Annotated in this window: 18 protein-coding genes and 6 tRNA genes; 14 read left to right on the top strand and 10 right to left on the bottom strand. The window is 24.0% G+C overall.

Annotated elements, in window-relative coordinates:
* Positions 1-14: 14 nt before the first annotated feature.
* The gene (locus tag AC27EK_RS00820) at positions 15-845 is read left to right on the top strand and encodes a phosphotransferase (RefSeq protein WP_487231470.1); all 831 of its coding nucleotides are present in this window, start codon (positions 15-17) and stop codon (positions 843-845) included.
* 31 nt (positions 846-876) lie between these two features.
* Here AC27EK_RS00820 and AC27EK_RS00815 read toward each other — a convergent pair whose 3' ends face one another.
* The 6 genes from AC27EK_RS00815 to AC27EK_RS00790 all read right to left on the bottom strand — a co-directional run bounded on the left by AC27EK_RS00815 (position 877) and on the right by AC27EK_RS00790 (position 4,677).
* Positions 877-1,143: a hypothetical protein gene (locus AC27EK_RS00815; RefSeq protein ID WP_487231469.1), complete on the bottom strand. Its 267-nt coding sequence runs from the start codon at positions 1,141-1,143 to the stop codon at positions 877-879.
* A gap of 1 nt (position 1,144) precedes the next feature.
* Positions 1,145-1,414 (bottom strand): hypothetical protein, encoded by a 270-nt coding sequence (locus AC27EK_RS00810; protein WP_487231468.1) that lies wholly within the window; start codon positions 1,412-1,414, stop codon positions 1,145-1,147.
* Complete coding sequence (locus AC27EK_RS00805; protein ID WP_487231467.1) at positions 1,415-1,771, bottom strand: hypothetical protein; 357 nt, start codon at positions 1,769-1,771, stop codon at positions 1,415-1,417.
* Positions 1,764-3,644 (bottom strand): cysteine peptidase family C39 domain-containing protein, encoded by a 1,881-nt coding sequence (locus AC27EK_RS00800; protein WP_487231466.1) that lies wholly within the window; start codon positions 3,642-3,644, stop codon positions 1,764-1,766. Before AC27EK_RS00800 ends, AC27EK_RS00805 begins: the two co-directional genes overlap by 8 nt.
* A 109-nt stretch (positions 3,645-3,753) precedes the next feature.
* Positions 3,754-3,827: transfer RNA gene (locus AC27EK_RS00795), tRNA-Gly, on the bottom strand.
* 43 nt (positions 3,828-3,870) lie between these two features.
* On the bottom strand, positions 3,871-4,677 hold the full coding sequence (locus AC27EK_RS00790) for an alpha/beta fold hydrolase (protein ID WP_487231465.1): 807 nt from the start codon (positions 4,675-4,677) through the stop codon (positions 3,871-3,873).
* Between the two features lie 105 nt (positions 4,678-4,782).
* Here AC27EK_RS00790 and greA point away from each other — a divergent pair, with 105 nt between their 5' ends.
* The 13 genes from greA (at position 4,783) to AC27EK_RS00725 (ending at position 13,012) form a co-directional block, all read left to right on the top strand.
* Complete coding sequence (greA, locus tag AC27EK_RS00785) at positions 4,783-5,253, top strand: transcription elongation factor GreA (protein ID WP_487231464.1); 471 nt, start codon at positions 4,783-4,785, stop codon at positions 5,251-5,253.
* A gap of 57 nt (positions 5,254-5,310) precedes the next feature.
* Positions 5,311-5,396 (top strand) — tRNA-Tyr (locus tag AC27EK_RS00780).
* 3 nt (positions 5,397-5,399) lie between these two features.
* Positions 5,400-5,474, top strand: a tRNA-Gln gene (locus tag AC27EK_RS00775).
* 4 nt (positions 5,475-5,478) lie between these two features.
* Positions 5,479-5,553 (top strand) — tRNA-Lys (locus AC27EK_RS00770).
* Positions 5,554-5,591: 38 nt separating this feature from the next.
* A tRNA-Leu gene (locus tag AC27EK_RS00765) sits at positions 5,592-5,679 on the top strand.
* A 5-nt stretch (positions 5,680-5,684) separates the two neighbouring features.
* A tRNA-Gly gene (locus AC27EK_RS00760) sits at positions 5,685-5,758 on the top strand.
* 114 nt (positions 5,759-5,872) lie between these two features.
* Positions 5,873-6,655, top strand: coding sequence for a hypothetical protein (locus AC27EK_RS00755; RefSeq protein WP_487231463.1), 783 nt, complete (start codon positions 5,873-5,875; stop codon positions 6,653-6,655).
* A 3-nt stretch (positions 6,656-6,658) separates the two neighbouring features.
* Positions 6,659-7,939, top strand: a complete 1,281-nt coding sequence (gene obgE, locus AC27EK_RS00750; protein ID WP_487231462.1) for a GTPase ObgE — start codon at positions 6,659-6,661, stop codon at positions 7,937-7,939.
* Positions 7,929-8,666, top strand: coding sequence for an NAD(+) synthase (gene nadE / locus AC27EK_RS00745; protein WP_487231461.1), 738 nt, complete (start codon positions 7,929-7,931; stop codon positions 8,664-8,666). The genes obgE and nadE overlap by 11 nt, the downstream gene beginning before the upstream one ends.
* Entirely contained in the window at positions 8,667-8,963 is a 297-nt protein-coding gene (locus AC27EK_RS00740; protein ID WP_487231460.1) for a hypothetical protein, read from the top strand.
* Positions 8,956-9,969, top strand: a complete 1,014-nt coding sequence (gene pheS, locus AC27EK_RS00735; protein WP_487231459.1) for a phenylalanine--tRNA ligase subunit alpha — start codon at positions 8,956-8,958, stop codon at positions 9,967-9,969. The genes AC27EK_RS00740 and pheS overlap by 8 nt, the downstream gene beginning before the upstream one ends.
* Before the next feature lie 3 nt (positions 9,970-9,972).
* Positions 9,973-12,291: a phenylalanine--tRNA ligase subunit beta gene (pheT, locus tag AC27EK_RS00730; protein WP_487231458.1), complete on the top strand. Its 2,319-nt coding sequence runs from the start codon at positions 9,973-9,975 to the stop codon at positions 12,289-12,291.
* Between the two features lie 16 nt (positions 12,292-12,307).
* Complete coding sequence (locus tag AC27EK_RS00725) at positions 12,308-13,012, top strand: YebC/PmpR family DNA-binding transcriptional regulator (protein ID WP_487231457.1); 705 nt, start codon at positions 12,308-12,310, stop codon at positions 13,010-13,012.
* Here AC27EK_RS00725 and AC27EK_RS00720 read toward each other — a convergent pair.
* The 4 genes from AC27EK_RS00720 to AC27EK_RS00705 all read right to left on the bottom strand — a co-directional run bounded on the left by AC27EK_RS00720 (position 13,009) and on the right by AC27EK_RS00705 (position 17,074).
* On the bottom strand, positions 13,009-13,950 hold the full coding sequence (locus AC27EK_RS00720; protein ID WP_487231456.1) for a ZIP family metal transporter: 942 nt from the start codon (positions 13,948-13,950) through the stop codon (positions 13,009-13,011). The genes AC27EK_RS00725 and AC27EK_RS00720 overlap by 4 nt on opposite strands.
* A gap of 65 nt (positions 13,951-14,015) precedes the next feature.
* Positions 14,016-15,443 (bottom strand): proline--tRNA ligase, encoded by a 1,428-nt coding sequence (proS, locus tag AC27EK_RS00715; protein WP_487231455.1) that lies wholly within the window; start codon positions 15,441-15,443, stop codon positions 14,016-14,018.
* Between the two features lies 1 nt (position 15,444).
* Complete coding sequence (locus AC27EK_RS00710; protein WP_487231454.1) at positions 15,445-15,879, bottom strand: iron-sulfur cluster assembly scaffold protein; 435 nt, start codon at positions 15,877-15,879, stop codon at positions 15,445-15,447.
* Positions 15,866-17,074 (bottom strand): aminotransferase class V-fold PLP-dependent enzyme, encoded by a 1,209-nt coding sequence (locus AC27EK_RS00705; protein WP_487231453.1) that lies wholly within the window; start codon positions 17,072-17,074, stop codon positions 15,866-15,868. Before AC27EK_RS00705 ends, AC27EK_RS00710 begins: the two co-directional genes overlap by 14 nt.
* Positions 17,075-17,326 lie beyond the last annotated feature (252 nt).

The following is a 17,326-nucleotide window of genomic DNA, read 5'->3' as shown; positions in this document are numbered from 1 at the left end:
GATAATATCATTTTATGAAGACAATAAATAAAAAAAATATAAAAAAAATGATTGAATTATCAGATTTAGAATCTGATTTGTTAAATTTCAAAAAATTACATCACGGTTTTACAAATATTAGTTTTTATGTCAAATTAATTAACAATGAAGAATATCAAATAAGATTTGGAATGAATAACAATATTGTTTCAAGAGAAAACGAATTTAATGTCTTAAATCTTACTTATAAAGATCTGTTTATATATTACGATTTAGAAACAGGAAATGCTATTAAAAAATGAATAAAGGGAAGAACTTTAACAACTTCTGATTACACTGATGAATTCATAATTAAAATATTGAAAGAAATAGATGATTTCCATAAAATTAAAATCCCTAACAATGTGAGAATAATTCCTCATAATTATTATCTATTCTGAGAAAATCAAAAATTACCAAAACAACACCAAAAATTATATAAAGAGATGATTGAAAAAATTGCTACTAATGATTGAGTTCTTTCACATAACGACCTTAATAGAAGAAATATAATTTTTAATGAAAAAGAAGACAAAATTTATTTTATAGATTTTGAATGAACTAGAATTAATCACCCATTATGAGATATTTCTAATTTTATAAGAGAAGAAAACTTAAAAGTAGCATCAATTAAATTTATAGCTAATTTTTTAAGAGTTTCTTATTTAGAATTATTAGAATTTATATATTTGTGTACAAATTTTGCTGTTCAATGAACTTATAGTACCGAAGAAACAAAAGAGGTTTTGAAGTATAGAACAAAAACACTAAAAATTCTTGAAATCTTTAAAAATAGAATGATAACCGAAAGAAAAAAACAAGAGTAATAACTCTTGTTTTTTAATTATTTATTAATAATTAAAACACTTTTGTAATGTATGTTTTTTTATTATTCATAAGTATGTTAGGAGGAGCTTTTTCTGGGGCTCTTTTTGCTGAATTTGCAATATTTAAACTATTAGTTAAAAAATCGGTTGCAATCGAAATTCCGCTCCCTAACAACATAGCAGTATTTCATTTACCAAAAGCCGGGCCTCCCATGCCTGTAATTAGCGGAGATAAAAAACGCATTCACGCGTTTCCTGCAAATATATCTATTTTTTGTTTGTTATTTATTATCTTCATTTTAAATAAACGGACTACCAAAATTCATAGTAGATTTGCCTGGCATCATTGCTGTTCTTAAATATAAAGTATTTCCAGCATTTCTATAAGTGTTTTTTACACTATATTGAGGGTTTGGATTATTGTTATAAACAATTTGATTAATTAAGTTCATAACGCCATTAAGAGATGAACCAAAAATAGAAGTATACATTACTTTATTTCATCCATATTGAATCTTAGAAACTGATCCACTAGCATATATTTTTTGTTTGTTATTTATTATTTTCATTTAATATCCTTCTAAAAAAGTAAATAAGCTTATCTTATTTAAAAATATTTTTAATGAAATATTTTTGTTTGTTTGTATTCTGTTAGATATCATGAAAAAATAATTACTTTCGTATTTATCTAAAAACATTGATTTTGATTCATATAAAATGTCTTCATATTCAACTATAAATGATTTATTTTTGATTAAGTATTTGTATGTTTTTTTATTAACACCAACAATCTGTTTGTTGTCAAATTTATACATATTAGTAATGTAATAAGATTGTATTTTATATCCAAAAAAAATTATGATGAAAAACAATAAAACAATAAATGTTAAAAAATTTAAAATAATAAAATTTGTTTTTTTAATCATAAATTATTTTTTCAGTTTTAATATTCAATTTAGATTTAGTTATATAAATCACTTTGTTGTTTTTTGAAATCAAATTTGTTAATAAACTTATAAATTTAATTCCAATATCTGTTAATTTTATTATTTTCAAATCAATGATTATTATTTTATTTTCTTTTGAATTCATAGCAAATAAATTAATAATTGTTTTCATTTCGTCATCTAAATTGTTCAAATTTTCAAAATCAAGAAAATTAATTTTAGTTTCTAATAAAAAAATAGAAAACAGATTTTTAAAATCATGATTTTTTATTATATCTTGAATATTTTTTTCATACTGATTTAATTCGTTTGTCAATAAAACGAATGATGAAGAACTTATTTCGTTAAGTTTGGTGTTGTTTATATTTGTAGTTTTGTTTAAAAAAATTTTAAAATTGTTTTCTAATGTATTTCTTTTATAAATAATCATATTAGAAGACAATAATTTTTCTGATTGATAAAAAAGATCTTTATTAACGAGAAACAAACTTTCTTTTAGTTTGTTTCTAATTACATTAGAACTATTAAATTGAAAATCAATAATTTCTTTTAAAAGTTTGATGTTTAAATTGTTACTTATCATATCTATAATAGAACTTGAAGCATTTCATAAAAAATTATTTATAGTTAATAAAAATAATATTTTTTCGAATTCATTCTTTGGATTTAAAAAACAAAAAACAAAAATTAAGACATTAATTATTTTAAAAAGAAAACTTTCTATATTATTAATGTTTAAATTTCAATTTGTATTGTTGTAATCTTTTATTTCTAATTTGTAAATATTTTCTTTTATTAAATTAATATCTGTATATATACAATTTTTTTTATTTACAAAATAATTGATTATGTTTTTTGAAAATAGATTTGATTTTTCTAGTATTTGTTTGTTATTTTTATTATTTATTTTTGTTTTGTATGTTGTTATTGTTATTTTAATTATTAGTAGTAATAAGATGAATAATAAGAAAAAAGAATTATTAAAAATTATTATTATGAAGCAGCTAAAAAATACAATGGATTGCAAAGTAATATTTATATAAAAATTAGTTTTAAATTCTATATATGTTTTTAAATATTCATTAAAATTAACAAATTCGTTTTCTTTTGTAACTCTGAAAAAATTATCGCTTTTTTCTTTTAAGGAATTTAAGTACAAATAATATGTTTTTATGTAAAACTTAAATATAAATTTATTTTTTAATAAATATGAAATTTTATTTAATAAAAATAATATAGAAAATAATAATAAAATAGTAAATATAAGAACATATAAAAAACCTTTATTTTCTTTAAATAAACTTATAAGCTTAGTTCCTAAAAAACTTGAAAAAATGCTTAAAGCAAATGAAAATAATTCAATCAAAAAAATTATTATTAAATTAGGTGAAAAAAGTTGATTGAAAATTGGTTTTGAAATATCTAAAGAAGTGTATTTTGATTTATTTATGCTTTCAATTAAACATATATATCCCAAATAATTGTTATCAATTTGCTCTTTTTTAAATAAATATTTTTTATTGATTGGATCGTATATTTCAATTGTTTCATTATTTACTAATTTAGCTACTACATAATGATTAGAATTTAATTCATTTTTCATTAGAATTATGAATGGTTTGTTAATTTTTAATTCAAAAAGTTCATTTCAATCAGCTTCATAACTTTCAGATTCAATACCAAAATTTTTCATTAAATTTTCAATATCCAATAAATTCAAACCTTTATCGGTCAAATCGGTTAATGAAAGAACATCTTGTTTTGTAATCTTTTTGTTTTTATAATGTTTAATCAACATTGTTACACAACAAACACCACATTCATATTCAGTATTTTGATCAATAATTTTCATTTTTCACCTCACTATATTAATATGCAATAAAAAACAAAAACTTTAAAAATCTTCATAATAAAAAAAACAAACTCCCTTAGGAGTTTGTAAATGAGTAATATGTTTTAAATGGAGCAGATGACGGGAATCGAACCCGCGTATCAACCTTGGCAAGGTTGCATTCTACCATTGAATTACATCTGCAAGACAAATAAGATTATAGTTTAAAATTTTGCTTTAAACAAACTTATTTTATAAATTTTCATATTAGTTCTTGATAACTTTCAAAGTTCTCAACAAAAGGAACATGATTAACATCTTTGAGTGTTTTGAAAGTTATGTTTCTGTTTTTTACATGGTGTAAAAAGTATTTTCTAGTTTCTTTATATGGAACAACTCTATCTTTATCACCAGAAACGACCAAAGTTGGAATTTTAAGTTTTTTATATGCTGAATCTACTTTTAATAAGAAAGATGGTTGAATCAATTTTTTTCCTATTAATAAATATTTTCTTTTGTTATTCATGAATCTAGCTATTTCATAATATAAATAGTCATTAATTTTTTCATTTTTAATTTTAGATTTACCTATTTCAATTTCTTTAATAAGTTTAGATCTATTTTTTAAAGTAGCAAACAAATATTTAAAACCGACTCTACTTCAATAAATGGATAAACTTATTGGAGCAACTAATATTATTTTTTTAATTTTTCTTTCAATTTTTTCAGCTAAAAGAGCGGTGATTCCACCACCCATTGAATGACCTATAATAATTAAATTCTTTAAATTAAGTTCTTGAATTCTTTTTTCTAATTGAATTACATAATTGTTTATGTTATCAATATTTAATTCTTCAGAATCCTGAAATGTATGATTTTTTAAATTCATAGCAAAATAATTGTAATTTACTAATTTTTTTGACTTTGTAAATTCGTTGTGAATTACATAAGAAGATGTAAAACCATGTATGAATATAATTGTTCCCTTTGGATTAGTTAAATTAGACTTTAAAAATAATTCGTTACTATAAATTTTTTTATTTTTGTCATTCATAAAATTATTATATAAAAAAACAAATTTTTAAATATAGAAAATAACTTAAAGACTTATATTAAAATCTATATAATATTAATAACGACTTCATAAAGGATATAAACAATGAGATCAGAAAAATTAATATCACTAGAACTAAAAGAAGAATTAGAAAAAGAACTTAATATTTTAGTTAACGAAAAAAAACCAGCAATTATTAAACAAATTCAAGAAGCTAGAGCACAAGGTGATCTATCTGAAAATGCAGATTATGATGCTGCAAAAAATGAACAAGGTGTTATTGAAAAAAGAATATCAGAAATAAGAAATATTTTAAATACATCAAAGTTAATTTCTGATGAAACAAAAAAAGAAGGACAAGTTTCAATTGGTCACAAAGTTCAATATGTAAATATAGAAACTAATAAAGAACAATGATTTGAAATTGTTGGATCAGAAGAGACTGATCCTAGTAACAATAAAATATCTTATGAATCACCTGTAGCTGTTGCTTTATTGGATCATAAAAAAGGCGATGTTGTAGAAGTTAAGAGCATTGAAAAACCTTATAAAATTAAAATTACAAAAATATTTTAAAATTTAATAATATTGTTATATACTATTAAAGTGTTAGCAAAATTGATAACACTTTTTGGATAGTTAGCGAAGTCTGGCCAAACGCACCTGACTGTAGATCAGATACGTAAGTTTCGGAGGTTCGAATCCTTCACTATCCACCATATTGGCCTGTAGCCAAGCGGTAAGGCAGAAGATTTTGATTCTTCCATGCGTAGGTTCGATTCCTACCAGGCCAGCCATAACGCCTCATTAGCTCAGCGGTAGAGCATTTCACTTTTAATGAAGGGGTCGCAGGTTCGAGACCTGCATGGGGCACCATTTTAAAAAAAATATTTACAACAATATATTGTTGTTTTGCTGGAGTGGCGGAATTGGTAGACGCCCGGGACTTAAGATCCCGTGTACGTTAAGTACGTGAGAGTTCGAGTCTCTCTTCCAGCACCAGATACGCGGGTGTAGTTCAATGGTAGAACTATAGCCTTCCAAGCTATTAATGTGGGTTCGATTCCCATCACCCGCTCCAATTTTAATTTAATTTATAATCTAAGCATCTATGTAACCTATACGCAAGTATAGGTTTTATTTTGTTTTTGTTTAAAGTATAATATTAATGTTGAAATTCTATATAAGGAAATATATGTCTAATTTTGGTTCTAGCGCTAGATATAGCGATTCAAAGCTCTTTTCTACTAAATCAACATTAAATGCAGTTACGCCAGGACTTTGAAAGTTTGGTTTTATTGCCTTATTTTGTTTAGTTCCTATGATTTTATGTTGATTGTTTGCAGGAGAGTTTAATATTATTGGCAATAATTGGTTTGTGCCTATTGGCGGAAGATATTTTGTAGATTCTGCAGAAGCCAATTCATTAAATTCATTACATGTTAATTTTCCTGGATGAAATAAAAATCCAGGTTTTTACGGATGATCATTGACTGAAGAATTTCTTAAAGATCCATTGATGGTTCAAACTTTGAGAGGAATAATTCCGGGGTGAGGAGAATATTATTTATTAAAACCTTGAGTTTTTGTTATTGCTTGTTCTATACTAGTATTTGATATAGTTTTATTATTAATTCTTAATTATTTTACTAAGATATTTCATCTTGATTCGTTCCCGTTTTTATTGAGTTCTTGAACCGCTTTATTTTGTATGATATGCTCAGGACTAATACCTTCAAACGCTAGTTATAAAATACCTGTTGTTATTATCGTTTTAATATTTTCATTTATGCTTTCTTTTGTTAGTTTCAATGTAATATTTAATCAAATTATTGTTAATTCAAAAAATGCCGATTTATATTATTTTGATTTGTTATCTGAAATGAAAGAATCGAAAGAATTTGAAGAAACAAACAAAAAAGAAGGAATGAAAAAATATCATTCTGATGATGAAGAATTTGTAGAATTAGAGGAATAAAATATGGCATTTATTGATAAATGTTTAATTACTATTAAAGCTGGAAATGGTGGAGACGGTATGATGTCTTGAAGAAGAGAAGCTCATGTGCCACTTGGTGGACCAGCTGGTGGAAATGGTGGTCACGGAGGAAGTGTTTATTTTGTTGGTGATCATAACGAAACTTCTTTAGAACATCTTAAATATAGAAGAAAAATAGTAGCCAAAAATGGCGTTAAAGGAATGATTAAAAGTATGCACGGAGCAAATGCTGAAGATACTTTTATTAAAGTTCCTTTAGGAACTGTTGTTATTAATCATGATACAAACGAAGTGTTGGCTGATATTAAATTTAGAAATCAAAAAATTCTAATAGCACAAGGCGGAGAAGGCGGCCATGGAAACGCTCATTTTAAATCACAATTTAATAAAGCACCCACTTTATATGAATTGGGTGAAATTGGTGAAGAATTTGAAATAAAATTAGAATTAAAACAAATAGCCGATGTTGGATTGGTTGGTTTACCTAATGCTGGTAAATCAACATTAATTTCAAAATTAACTAATGCAAAACCAAAAATAGCAGATTATCAATTTACAACTTTAAATCCTATTTTAGGAACTATTGATTTTGACAATAAAAAAGTAATAATTGCTGATATTCCAGGATTAATTGAAGGAGCTTCTGAAGGAATTGGTCTAGGTCATGAATTTTTAAAACACATTGAAAGATGTAAAATTTTAATTCATTTAGTTTCCTTAGATACTTTGGATCATAAAAATAGTATAGAAGATTCATATAATGTAATAATGAATGAATTAAGTAAATATTCAGAACATTTATTAGACAAAAAAATGGTATTAGTGGGTTCTAAATTAGATCAAGATATAGAAGATGAAAATTTCAATAAACTTAAAGTGGTTTCTGGAAATAATAATGTTATTAAAATTTCTTCTGTTGAAGGAACAAATATTAAACAAATTAAAGAAATAATTTTAGAAACTTATAAAGATATAACTGAAAACGAAATTCCAGAAGAAATAGAAACTTTTGATAATTCTACTAGCGAAAAAGAATATTCAAAAGAATTATTTATAGAAAAATCTAATGAAACAACTTGAGTTGTTGAATCAGAATTTCTAAAATATTGAACTCATAGAATCCCATTAACTACTAACGATAATTTAGTTAGATATAATCAAAAATTAGCAACAGTAGAACTTGAACCGACACTTAAAAAAATGGGCGCAGTTCGTGGAGATATTATTTCTATATATGGAAGAGAAGTGGAATATGAAGATTAATAATCTTAATGATTATTTAGATTATATAGTTTATGAATTAAAAAAACTTTTGAAAGAATCTAAATCAAATAAATTTATATTGGGAATAAGCGGAGGAATAGATAGTGTTCTTATGGCTTATATACTTAAAACTCATTTTAATAAAGATCAATTCGATCTTTATCATTTGAACATAGATTCTACTGACTCAGAAATTTTTTTAATTCAAAAACTTAAAAAAGATTTTGACATAAAAGAAATAAATTTAACTAATGTTTTTAATTGCTTTAACAAAGAATTAAAAATAGACATTGAATATAATCAAAATAATATTAAATCAAAAATAAGATCAATGTTTTTATATAACAAAGCCTTAGAACATAAAGGATTAGTTTTAGGTTGTATAAATTATGATGAATATTATTTAGGATATTTTACTAAATTTGGTGATAGTCAAGCAGATGTTTTGGCTTTAAGTGGTCTTAGAAAAATCGATATTTATGAATTAGCTAAAATTCTTAAAGTTAAAGATATTTATATAAATCAAAAACCATCTCCAGGATATAAGGATGTTTATGATGAAGAAGAACTTGGAATAACTTATTCTGATTTGGATTTATATCATGAGAATAAGTTAAATAATTCAAAAATTATTAATAGAATAGAAATGATTCATAAGAAAAACAAACACAAACAAGCTGCATTGAAATTTTCTTTGTTTAATTTATATTTTAAAGAAAGAGTTTAAATGAAAAAAGAAACTTACGAAAAAATAAATAAACCAATATACAGAAAATTAATAATAATATTAATTATTTTGATTTTGTTAACTTTATTAGGTTTATTGATATGAGGAGCGGTTATTGTTGGAACTAATTCTACTAAATTTGAAATATTAAAAGGAGCTCTTTTAATTGCTATTCCACTGTTCATTTCTCTTATAATTTTTGTTAATTTTTCTTATTTAATATACTATAAAGATAAATGACAACGTTCATTTAAAAACATGTTTAAAAAAGAATCTATAGGAGAAACAAATGAGTAATATAAAAGAATTATCTTCTTTATTTCTTAAAGATTTAGAAACTGCAAAAAATGAAAAAAATGCTATTGAAATAAAAAACATATTTTTTAAAAAAAATGTAGCACCTTTATACAAAGATTTAAAAACAGCTTCAATTGAAGAAAAAAAAGAACTTGGTAAAAAACTTAACATTCTTAAAAATGAATTAGATTTATTATTTAATAATTTTATTTCGAATTTGGAAATCGCTTCAGATTTATTAAGTTCTGAAGATGTTTTTAATAATTCAATAAATATGAATATTTTTAAAAAACAGCACCCCAATTTATTGAATGAAGTTGTTCATAAAGCATATGAATTCTTTGATAAGCTTGGTTTTGAAATTATTAATGGAGATGAAATTGTTACTGATGAATTTAATTTCGAAAATCTTAATATACCTAAAAATCATCCTGCCAGAAATATGCAAGATTCATTATTTATTGACAAGAATTTATTGTTAAGAACTCATTGTACTGTTTCAACTGCAAAAAGAATAAAAAACGAAACAAAAGATGATATTAGAACTATGTCTTTTGGAAACGTGTATAGAAAAGACGATGACGATGCAACACACAGTCATCAATTTATGCAAATTGATTTTGTTTGAATAAAAAAAGACATTACCTTGTCAAATTTAAAATGATTAGTTGATGGCTTTTTAAAATATATATTTGAAAAAGATTTAAAAACTAATTATAGATTAAGTTTTTTTCCATTTACTGAACCTAGTTTTGAGGTGGATATTGAATGTTTTAAATGTAAAAGCAAGGGATGTTCAATATGTAAAAACACGGGCTGAATTGAAGTTTTAGGTGCTGGTATGTTGCATCCTAACGTTTTGAAACATACTAAAATAAAAGATGCAAGAGCAATTGCTGCTGGTATTGGTGTTGAAAGACTTGCAATGTTAAAATATGAAATAACTGATATTAGAGATCTTTATAGTAACAACTTTAAAGTATTAAAGCAATTCATTAAGGAGTAGAAAATGTTGATTTCTTATAAATTATTAACTAAATTAAACCCTAGTTTAGAAAATGTAGAAATTTCTAAACTTGAAGAAGCTTTTAATGCGGTCGGTTTAGAAATAGAAAACAAAACAACTTTTAATGAAATTAAAGGTTTGGAATTTGGAAAAATTACTAAAGTTGAATCTCATCCTACTAAAAAAACTATTAATATTCTTACTGTTAAAGTTAAAAATAAGAATTTTAATATTATTTGTTCTGCTAAAAATGTAGAACTTAACAAATATGTAATAGTCGCGACTCCTGGCACTAAACTTCCTACTTTTGAAATAACTCCGACAAAATTATATGGAATAATGTCTGAAGGAATGTTGTGTTCATATGACGAAATAGTTCCTAACACCCTTAACTTCTTTCCTAAAGAAGAACATGATCATATTATTTCATTAGATAATAAACCAAATATTTCAGTATCTGAATTTCTAGATTTAGATGACATCGTGTATGATTTATTTGTTCCTACAAATAGAAATGATTTGAATTCTTATTTATTTTTAAATAGAGAATTGAGAATTTATTTAAATAATAAATTTGAATTTAAACTTAAATCTTCAAAAAAACTTGATTCAGAGAACATTAAAATTAATTCTAATAAAGTTAAATCTTTTAATTTAATTAAATTAATTTTAAACGAACCTTATAAAACAACACCTTGATATGTAAGAAAAGTATTAATTAAAAATGAAATAAATATCACTAATACTTTTGCTGATATTGGAAATTATTTAACTTTATTAACTTCTCAACCAATTCATTTCTATGATGCTTCTAAAATAAACATTGAAAACATTATTGTGGAAGAATTAGAATCAAATAAAAAATTTATAGGTCTTGATAATCAAAGTTATGAATTAAAAAAAGGTGACATAGTAACCAAGTCAGATAATGAAATAATTTCATTGTCTGGTATTTTAGGTTCTGATAATACAAAAGTAACTAGTGAATCAAAAGAACTTATTTTAGAAATTGCTAACTTTGATCATTATCAAATAAAACAAACTAGTGAAAGATTAAAAATAGTTAATAAAGCACAAACTATCTTTTCAAAAGAGCTGTCAAGTGATATTGCTAATTACTCTATAAATATTTTTAAAGAATTCTTATCTGATTATTCATCAAGTATTACTAATTTATCAGTATCTAAAACAAATGATACAAAATACATAAACATTGATATTAATTATATTAATGAATTTTTAGGTGTTGAGATTACTGAAAAAACTATTAAAGAATTAGCTAAGAATATTGAATCAAGTTTTTCAAAAAATAAATTTGAAATTCCGTTTAACAGAACTGATTTATTAACTAAATCAGATGTTTGTGAAGAAGTAATAAAAGTAATTAACATTAACACTTTAAAACCTAAACCTATTAAAACTGAATTTAATTTTGATTTGAATATTAATCAAAACTATAAACAAACACAAAAAATAAGAAATTATTTCTTAACAAAAAACTTTATTGAAACAAAAACTTATAATTTAGTTTCAGAAGAAGAATCATTGGCTTTTAATTGATTTAAATTAAAAAATAATTACAAAATAGTTAATAGTTTATCTTTGAAAAGAGAATTTCTAAGAACTAATTTAATTCATTCATTATTATCAGTAGTCGAATATAACAATAATAGAAAAAACGAACTTAACAATATATTTGAAATTCAAAAAATTCAAACTGAAAAAGAAAAATTCACTAATCTTTCAGCTGTTATTTGCAAAGAGATTTTTAATAATAATTTGGAAAATTCAAGTATCAAAAACAATTTTGTAAATGCAAAAGAAATAGTTGTAGGATTATTAAATCAAATGACTGAATATAATTTTGAATTTAAAGACGTTAAACTAAAAGAAGCTTATGAAGAAAATTCCTTAGATATTTTTGTGTCATTTAAGCATGTTGGTACTATTTGCCAATTAAGAAAAAACGTTTTGAAAAAATATGATTTATCAGACCATAAAATATTTGCCTTTAGTTTAAATATTGATTTATTAACAAACAATAAATTAACACAACCAATAATTAAAAATATTAGTTCTATAAATTCTACTTTTAGAAACTTTACTTTAGAATCAAACTCAAAAATCAATATTAATAAATTAACTAATAAAATTAAATTAATTGAAGAAGTTATTGATATTCAATTAATAGATATATTCAAAAAAGAAGATAAAGTTTTTTATACTTTTAAATGTGAAATATCTAAATTAAATCATTCATTTACTAAAGATCAAATATTAAAAATAGAAAAAGAAATAAATAACATTTTAACTAACAATTAAGAAAGAAGAAATAAACATGCCTAGAAAACATTTAATAGCATCTGGAATAAATAAAAAACAACAATCGCAAGCTAAAGTTTGAATGAAACTAGCTAAAGAAATAAAAGCTGCTGCTAAACTTGGAGATAATCCAGAAGCAAACCCAAGATTAAAAGCAGCTATTGCTAGAGGTCTTGCTCATAACTTAAGTAGAGACTCAATAGAAAAAAATATTAAAGGTGCTAAAAAAGACACTGACAATTTAAAAGAATTAACTTATGAAGGTTATGGTCCTAACGGATTAGCTATTATAGTCAAAACCCTAACTGACAACGAACAAAGAACTATTAGTGCTCTAAGAGGTTATTTTTCAAAACTTAAGGGACAAATATCTAAACCAAATAGTGTTATGATGTTGTTTGAAGAATTAGGACAATTCATTATTAAAAAAACAAAAACAGAAGATGAAATTCTTGAAGCCACACTTGATTTTAATGTTGTAGATTTAACTTCTGATGAAACTGCTTTTAATTTACTAGTAGACAAAAATGATTTCTTTTTAGTAAAAGAAAAATTGGAAAGTCTAGACTTTCCAATTTACTCTTCAGAAATTAAATTAATTTCTAATTCATTAGTTGATATTTCAGAAGAAGAAGACCAAAGATTAGACAAGTTTATAGAAACTTGTGAAAACGATGATGATGTTCAATGAGTTGTAACTAACTTAGGCGAAATAATTTAATGATGATGAATAGATAATAAGACTATTGCAAGAATGATACCAAATATCAACATTGCTACTGTTATATATCAATTCTTTCTGTCCATTGACCTATTATCTATAAATTCAGGAATTAGTTCTATAAAGGACATTACTGTTAATATTATTCCTGATATCGAAAACAGGAATGGCATTAATCAGAAAACGTGTTCTATTGAATGACCTAAGAATCCCCCAATAAATACAAATGGTATTCCCATAAGTAACAATAATGTTGAATAAAGGAATGCTTTTTTTCTACTCTTGTAAAGATCATATTGTGTTAAATAAACAACAACTGTAAGTGGAACAATATGAAGTAAAAAAGCAATTATAAAACCTCAATTTAATTGACCAAGATGAGATCCTGATACTATAAGTCCTATACTTAAACCATCTATTGATTTATGAGATAGTAATAATATGATCCCCATTCATTTTGATTGAGAACTACTTGTTTCAATATCAGCAAAATTTATAATGATATCACTATGTTCATGATGATCGTGGTTATTGTGAAGTTCTTTTTTATTTTTAATAATAAAGAATCATCTTATTGAAAAAATAAGAAGTACTCCGACAATACAACCACCAAGAATAACACCTATTATTGTAAAAGCACCACCAACAGAATTTGTTATGATTTCTGGAGATTCTTGTAAGTGATGAATCGCTTCACTTATAAAACCAACCGTTCCTATCATCATAATTAATCCACAAGAAAAAGCATAAAGACTCATTCTTACTAGTTTAGTGAATTTGATTTTAAATAATGTTAATATAGCAGTAATTATTAATGGTATACCAATTATTAGCGCTAATAGAATTCCTAAATTACCTGCAACTTCAGTTAAAGTCGGACCAGATGGATTTTCCGTAGGCAATTCACCTGGTGCATGATAATTAATTAAAGATAACATTTGTTAACTTTCTTCGTAATTTTGTTTTGTAAATAAATACATTGTAATAAATGTATTATTTAATTTTAATATGATCTTGCGAAAATTACAACTTTATTTGTTTTTTTCTTACTAAAGAAGCATTCTTTTTCATCTTTTTCTTCTTTTACAATACATCTAGCAGTAGCACCAGTTAATTCTTTGATTTTGATTTCATCTTCAGGTTCTGCTGAAAAATAAGTTCTAGCTCATTTTTTGTTATCAAGTATTTCTTTTAATTGATCTATATTTTTACAATCAACAATTGAATTATCTAATCTGTTTTTAGCTTTTGAATAAAGATTTATTTTGTATTCTTCTAATACTTTTAAAACATGTTCTTTTATGTCTTTGATAGCAACACTAGTTTTGGTTCCTAGATCTCTTCTATAAACAGTCACATTGTTGTTTTCTATATCTTTAGGACCTATTATTATAGATATTGGTGTTCCATTTATTTCTTGAGTAGCTATTTTAGAACCCATTCCCTTGTCTGATTTATCTATAAAGATTCTAAAATCACTAAATAAATTTTTAAATTCATTTGCTTTTTCTAAGGTTACTGGAAATTTATCAATAAATAATGGCAATATCGCTATTTGATTTGGAGCAACTGCTGGTGGAAGTATTAATCCATTATCATCAGCATGAACCATAATTAAAGCACCTATAACTCTTGTTGATAATCCATGAGAAGTAGAGAATGGATGTTTAACTTTATTATTTTTATCTTGAAATTTTATATTAAAGGGTTTTGTAAAGTTTTCACCTAACAAATGTGAAGTTGCAGATTGAAGAGCTTGTCCATCTTGCATTATAGTTTCTATTGTTAAAGTAACATCAGCGCCTGAGAATCTTTCATTTATAGTTTTTTCGCCTTTAACAACAGGAATACATAATTCTTTTTCAAAGAAATCTGCATATAAATTTAAGAACATAACGCTAAATTCATAAGCGCTTTTATGATCTTCAAAAATAGCATGAGTTTCATGTCAATGAAATTCAGAGTTTCTTAGAAATGGCTTAGTTGTTTTTTCGGCTCTTAATACACTTGTTCATTGATTTAATTTCATAGGCAAATCTTTATAACTATTTAATTTATTTTCAAAATAATTACAAAACAATATTTCACTTGTCGGTCTAACAGCAAGTGGAGAATCCAAGTTTTTATCTCCTATTTTTGTAATAGTAAATAATTCAGGACTAAAACCTTCTATGTGATTTTTCTCTTTTTCAAAATCGGCTACTGGAATTAAAAATGGCATATAAACATTTTTAATGTCTAATTTTTTAAATTCTTTATCCAATATATTTTTTATATTTTCTCAAATTGCTCACCCATTTGGCTGAAAGATCATGAAACCTTTTACATTCGAATATAAAATTAATTCTGCATGATTTACTACACTTGTATATCAATTAGCAAAATTTTCTTCTCTTGATACAATTTTTTCTAATTTATATGATTTACTCATTTTATTCTCCAATTATATTTAATAAAGCATCTGCTGCTAATCTAGAACATTTCTTTCTATTTTTTTGTTTGTGAATGTTTTTATACATGTTTAAATATTTAAATACATCCTTATTATATTCTTCACCATTAATCATTTTAAAGTAATTTTGAATAATAATTTTAACTTCACTAATTTCTTTTTCTTTTATTTCATCTATTAAAAAATCAGCAACCGAAATGCTAACTATACATCCTTTGCCATCAAACAACGAATCTTTTATTTTTTCATTTTCTATTTTTATATAAATAGTTATTTCATCGCTACAACCTGAAGTTTTGTTTCTAAACTTCTTATAAGAAGAAGTGTTTTGATTTTCTAACTTATTTAATGGATGTTCTCATCTCTTCATTACAAGCGATCTAAATTCTTCTATAGTTAAATTAGAATAGTCCATCTAATATATCTTCTTTCTTAAACTTTCTTAAACAATCATAAAGTTTATCAATATCTTCAAAATCATTGTATATTCCAAATGAAATTCTAACAACACTATCTGTATCTATCATATTACTCATCAAGTGAGCGCAAGACATTCCGCTTCTTACAATGATATTATTTCTTCCTAAATAATTTGAAAGATCTTGAGAATTAATAGATTTAAAATTTATGGCCAAAGTCGATACTTCGTTGTCTAGTTTGTAAATTTCTAAATTCTTTATTGTTTTAAGTTTATCATATGCATAATTAAATAATTTTTTGTCAATATTTTTAATAGTTTCATAACCAATTTCGTTAATAAAATCTAAGGCTGCATTTCAGCCAAATATAGCTGAAATATTTGGAGTGCCGGCTTCATATTTTCTGTGATCTTCATATGGGACATAACTTTCTAAATGAACATCAACAACTGTTCCTCCTCCGTATTTAATCGGTTTTAAAGTTTGAAAATGTTCTTTTTTGATATAACAAGCACCGATTCCAGTTGGACCAAAAATTTTATGAGCACTAAATGTTAAAAAATCAACTTTTGTTTTTTTAACATCTATTTCTTTGTGAATTATGCTTTGAGTTACATCTAAAATAACTAAAATATTTTTGTTTTTAGCTTTTATCGAATTGACTATTTTTTCTTCATCTAGAATTGTAGAAGTTAAATTAAAACCATTTGAAAAAGAAACAATTTTTGTTTTTTTAGTTATTAATTTGTTGAAATCTTCAAAAGTTGGACTTTTTTTTATGGTATTAACAAATTTTATTACAACTCCTATTTCTCTTTTTAATTCTAATCAAGGGATTATGTTTGAATTATGTTCTGCAGTTGTTAATATTATTTCATCTCCCTTTTTAAGAAGATGTTTTAGTCCAAAAGCAAATAAATTCAAACCTTCAGTTGCACCACTAGTAAAAACAATTTCATCGTTATTGGCGTTAATAAATTTGGCTAATTTTATTCTTGTATCTAATATTTTTTCATTTATTTTAAGAGAAATATCAGAATCTTCATTATGAGAATTCATACTGTAATTTTCATAATAATCAACAATTGCATTTATTGTAGATTTAGGTTTTAAAGAAGTTGCAGCATTGTCAAAATAAATTAAATTTTTATTTTTTTCAAATCATTTGAATTGTTTTTTTATATTTTTCATTTTTTGTCTTTTTTAAGTATATTTTCAATATAAAAATACATTTTTAATTGAATTTTATATTATAAATTATACACAAATAAGAGTTCTTAAATAATTAAGACCTTTCAAAAAAATATATCATTTTTCATACATATTTTGTTTTTAAAAAAATTTCTTATAATTAAATATGTTCAACAATATGTTATTTTATAAAAAAACAATGATTTAAAAGAGCAAAAAATGATATAAAATATTATTATTTATTCGATTAAA

The sequence above is a fragment of the Ureaplasma rhincodontis genome (assembly GCF_057537535.1).
The sequence above is the reverse complement of the archived record's forward strand: the minus strand, read 5'-3'. Positions and strand labels throughout refer to the sequence as shown.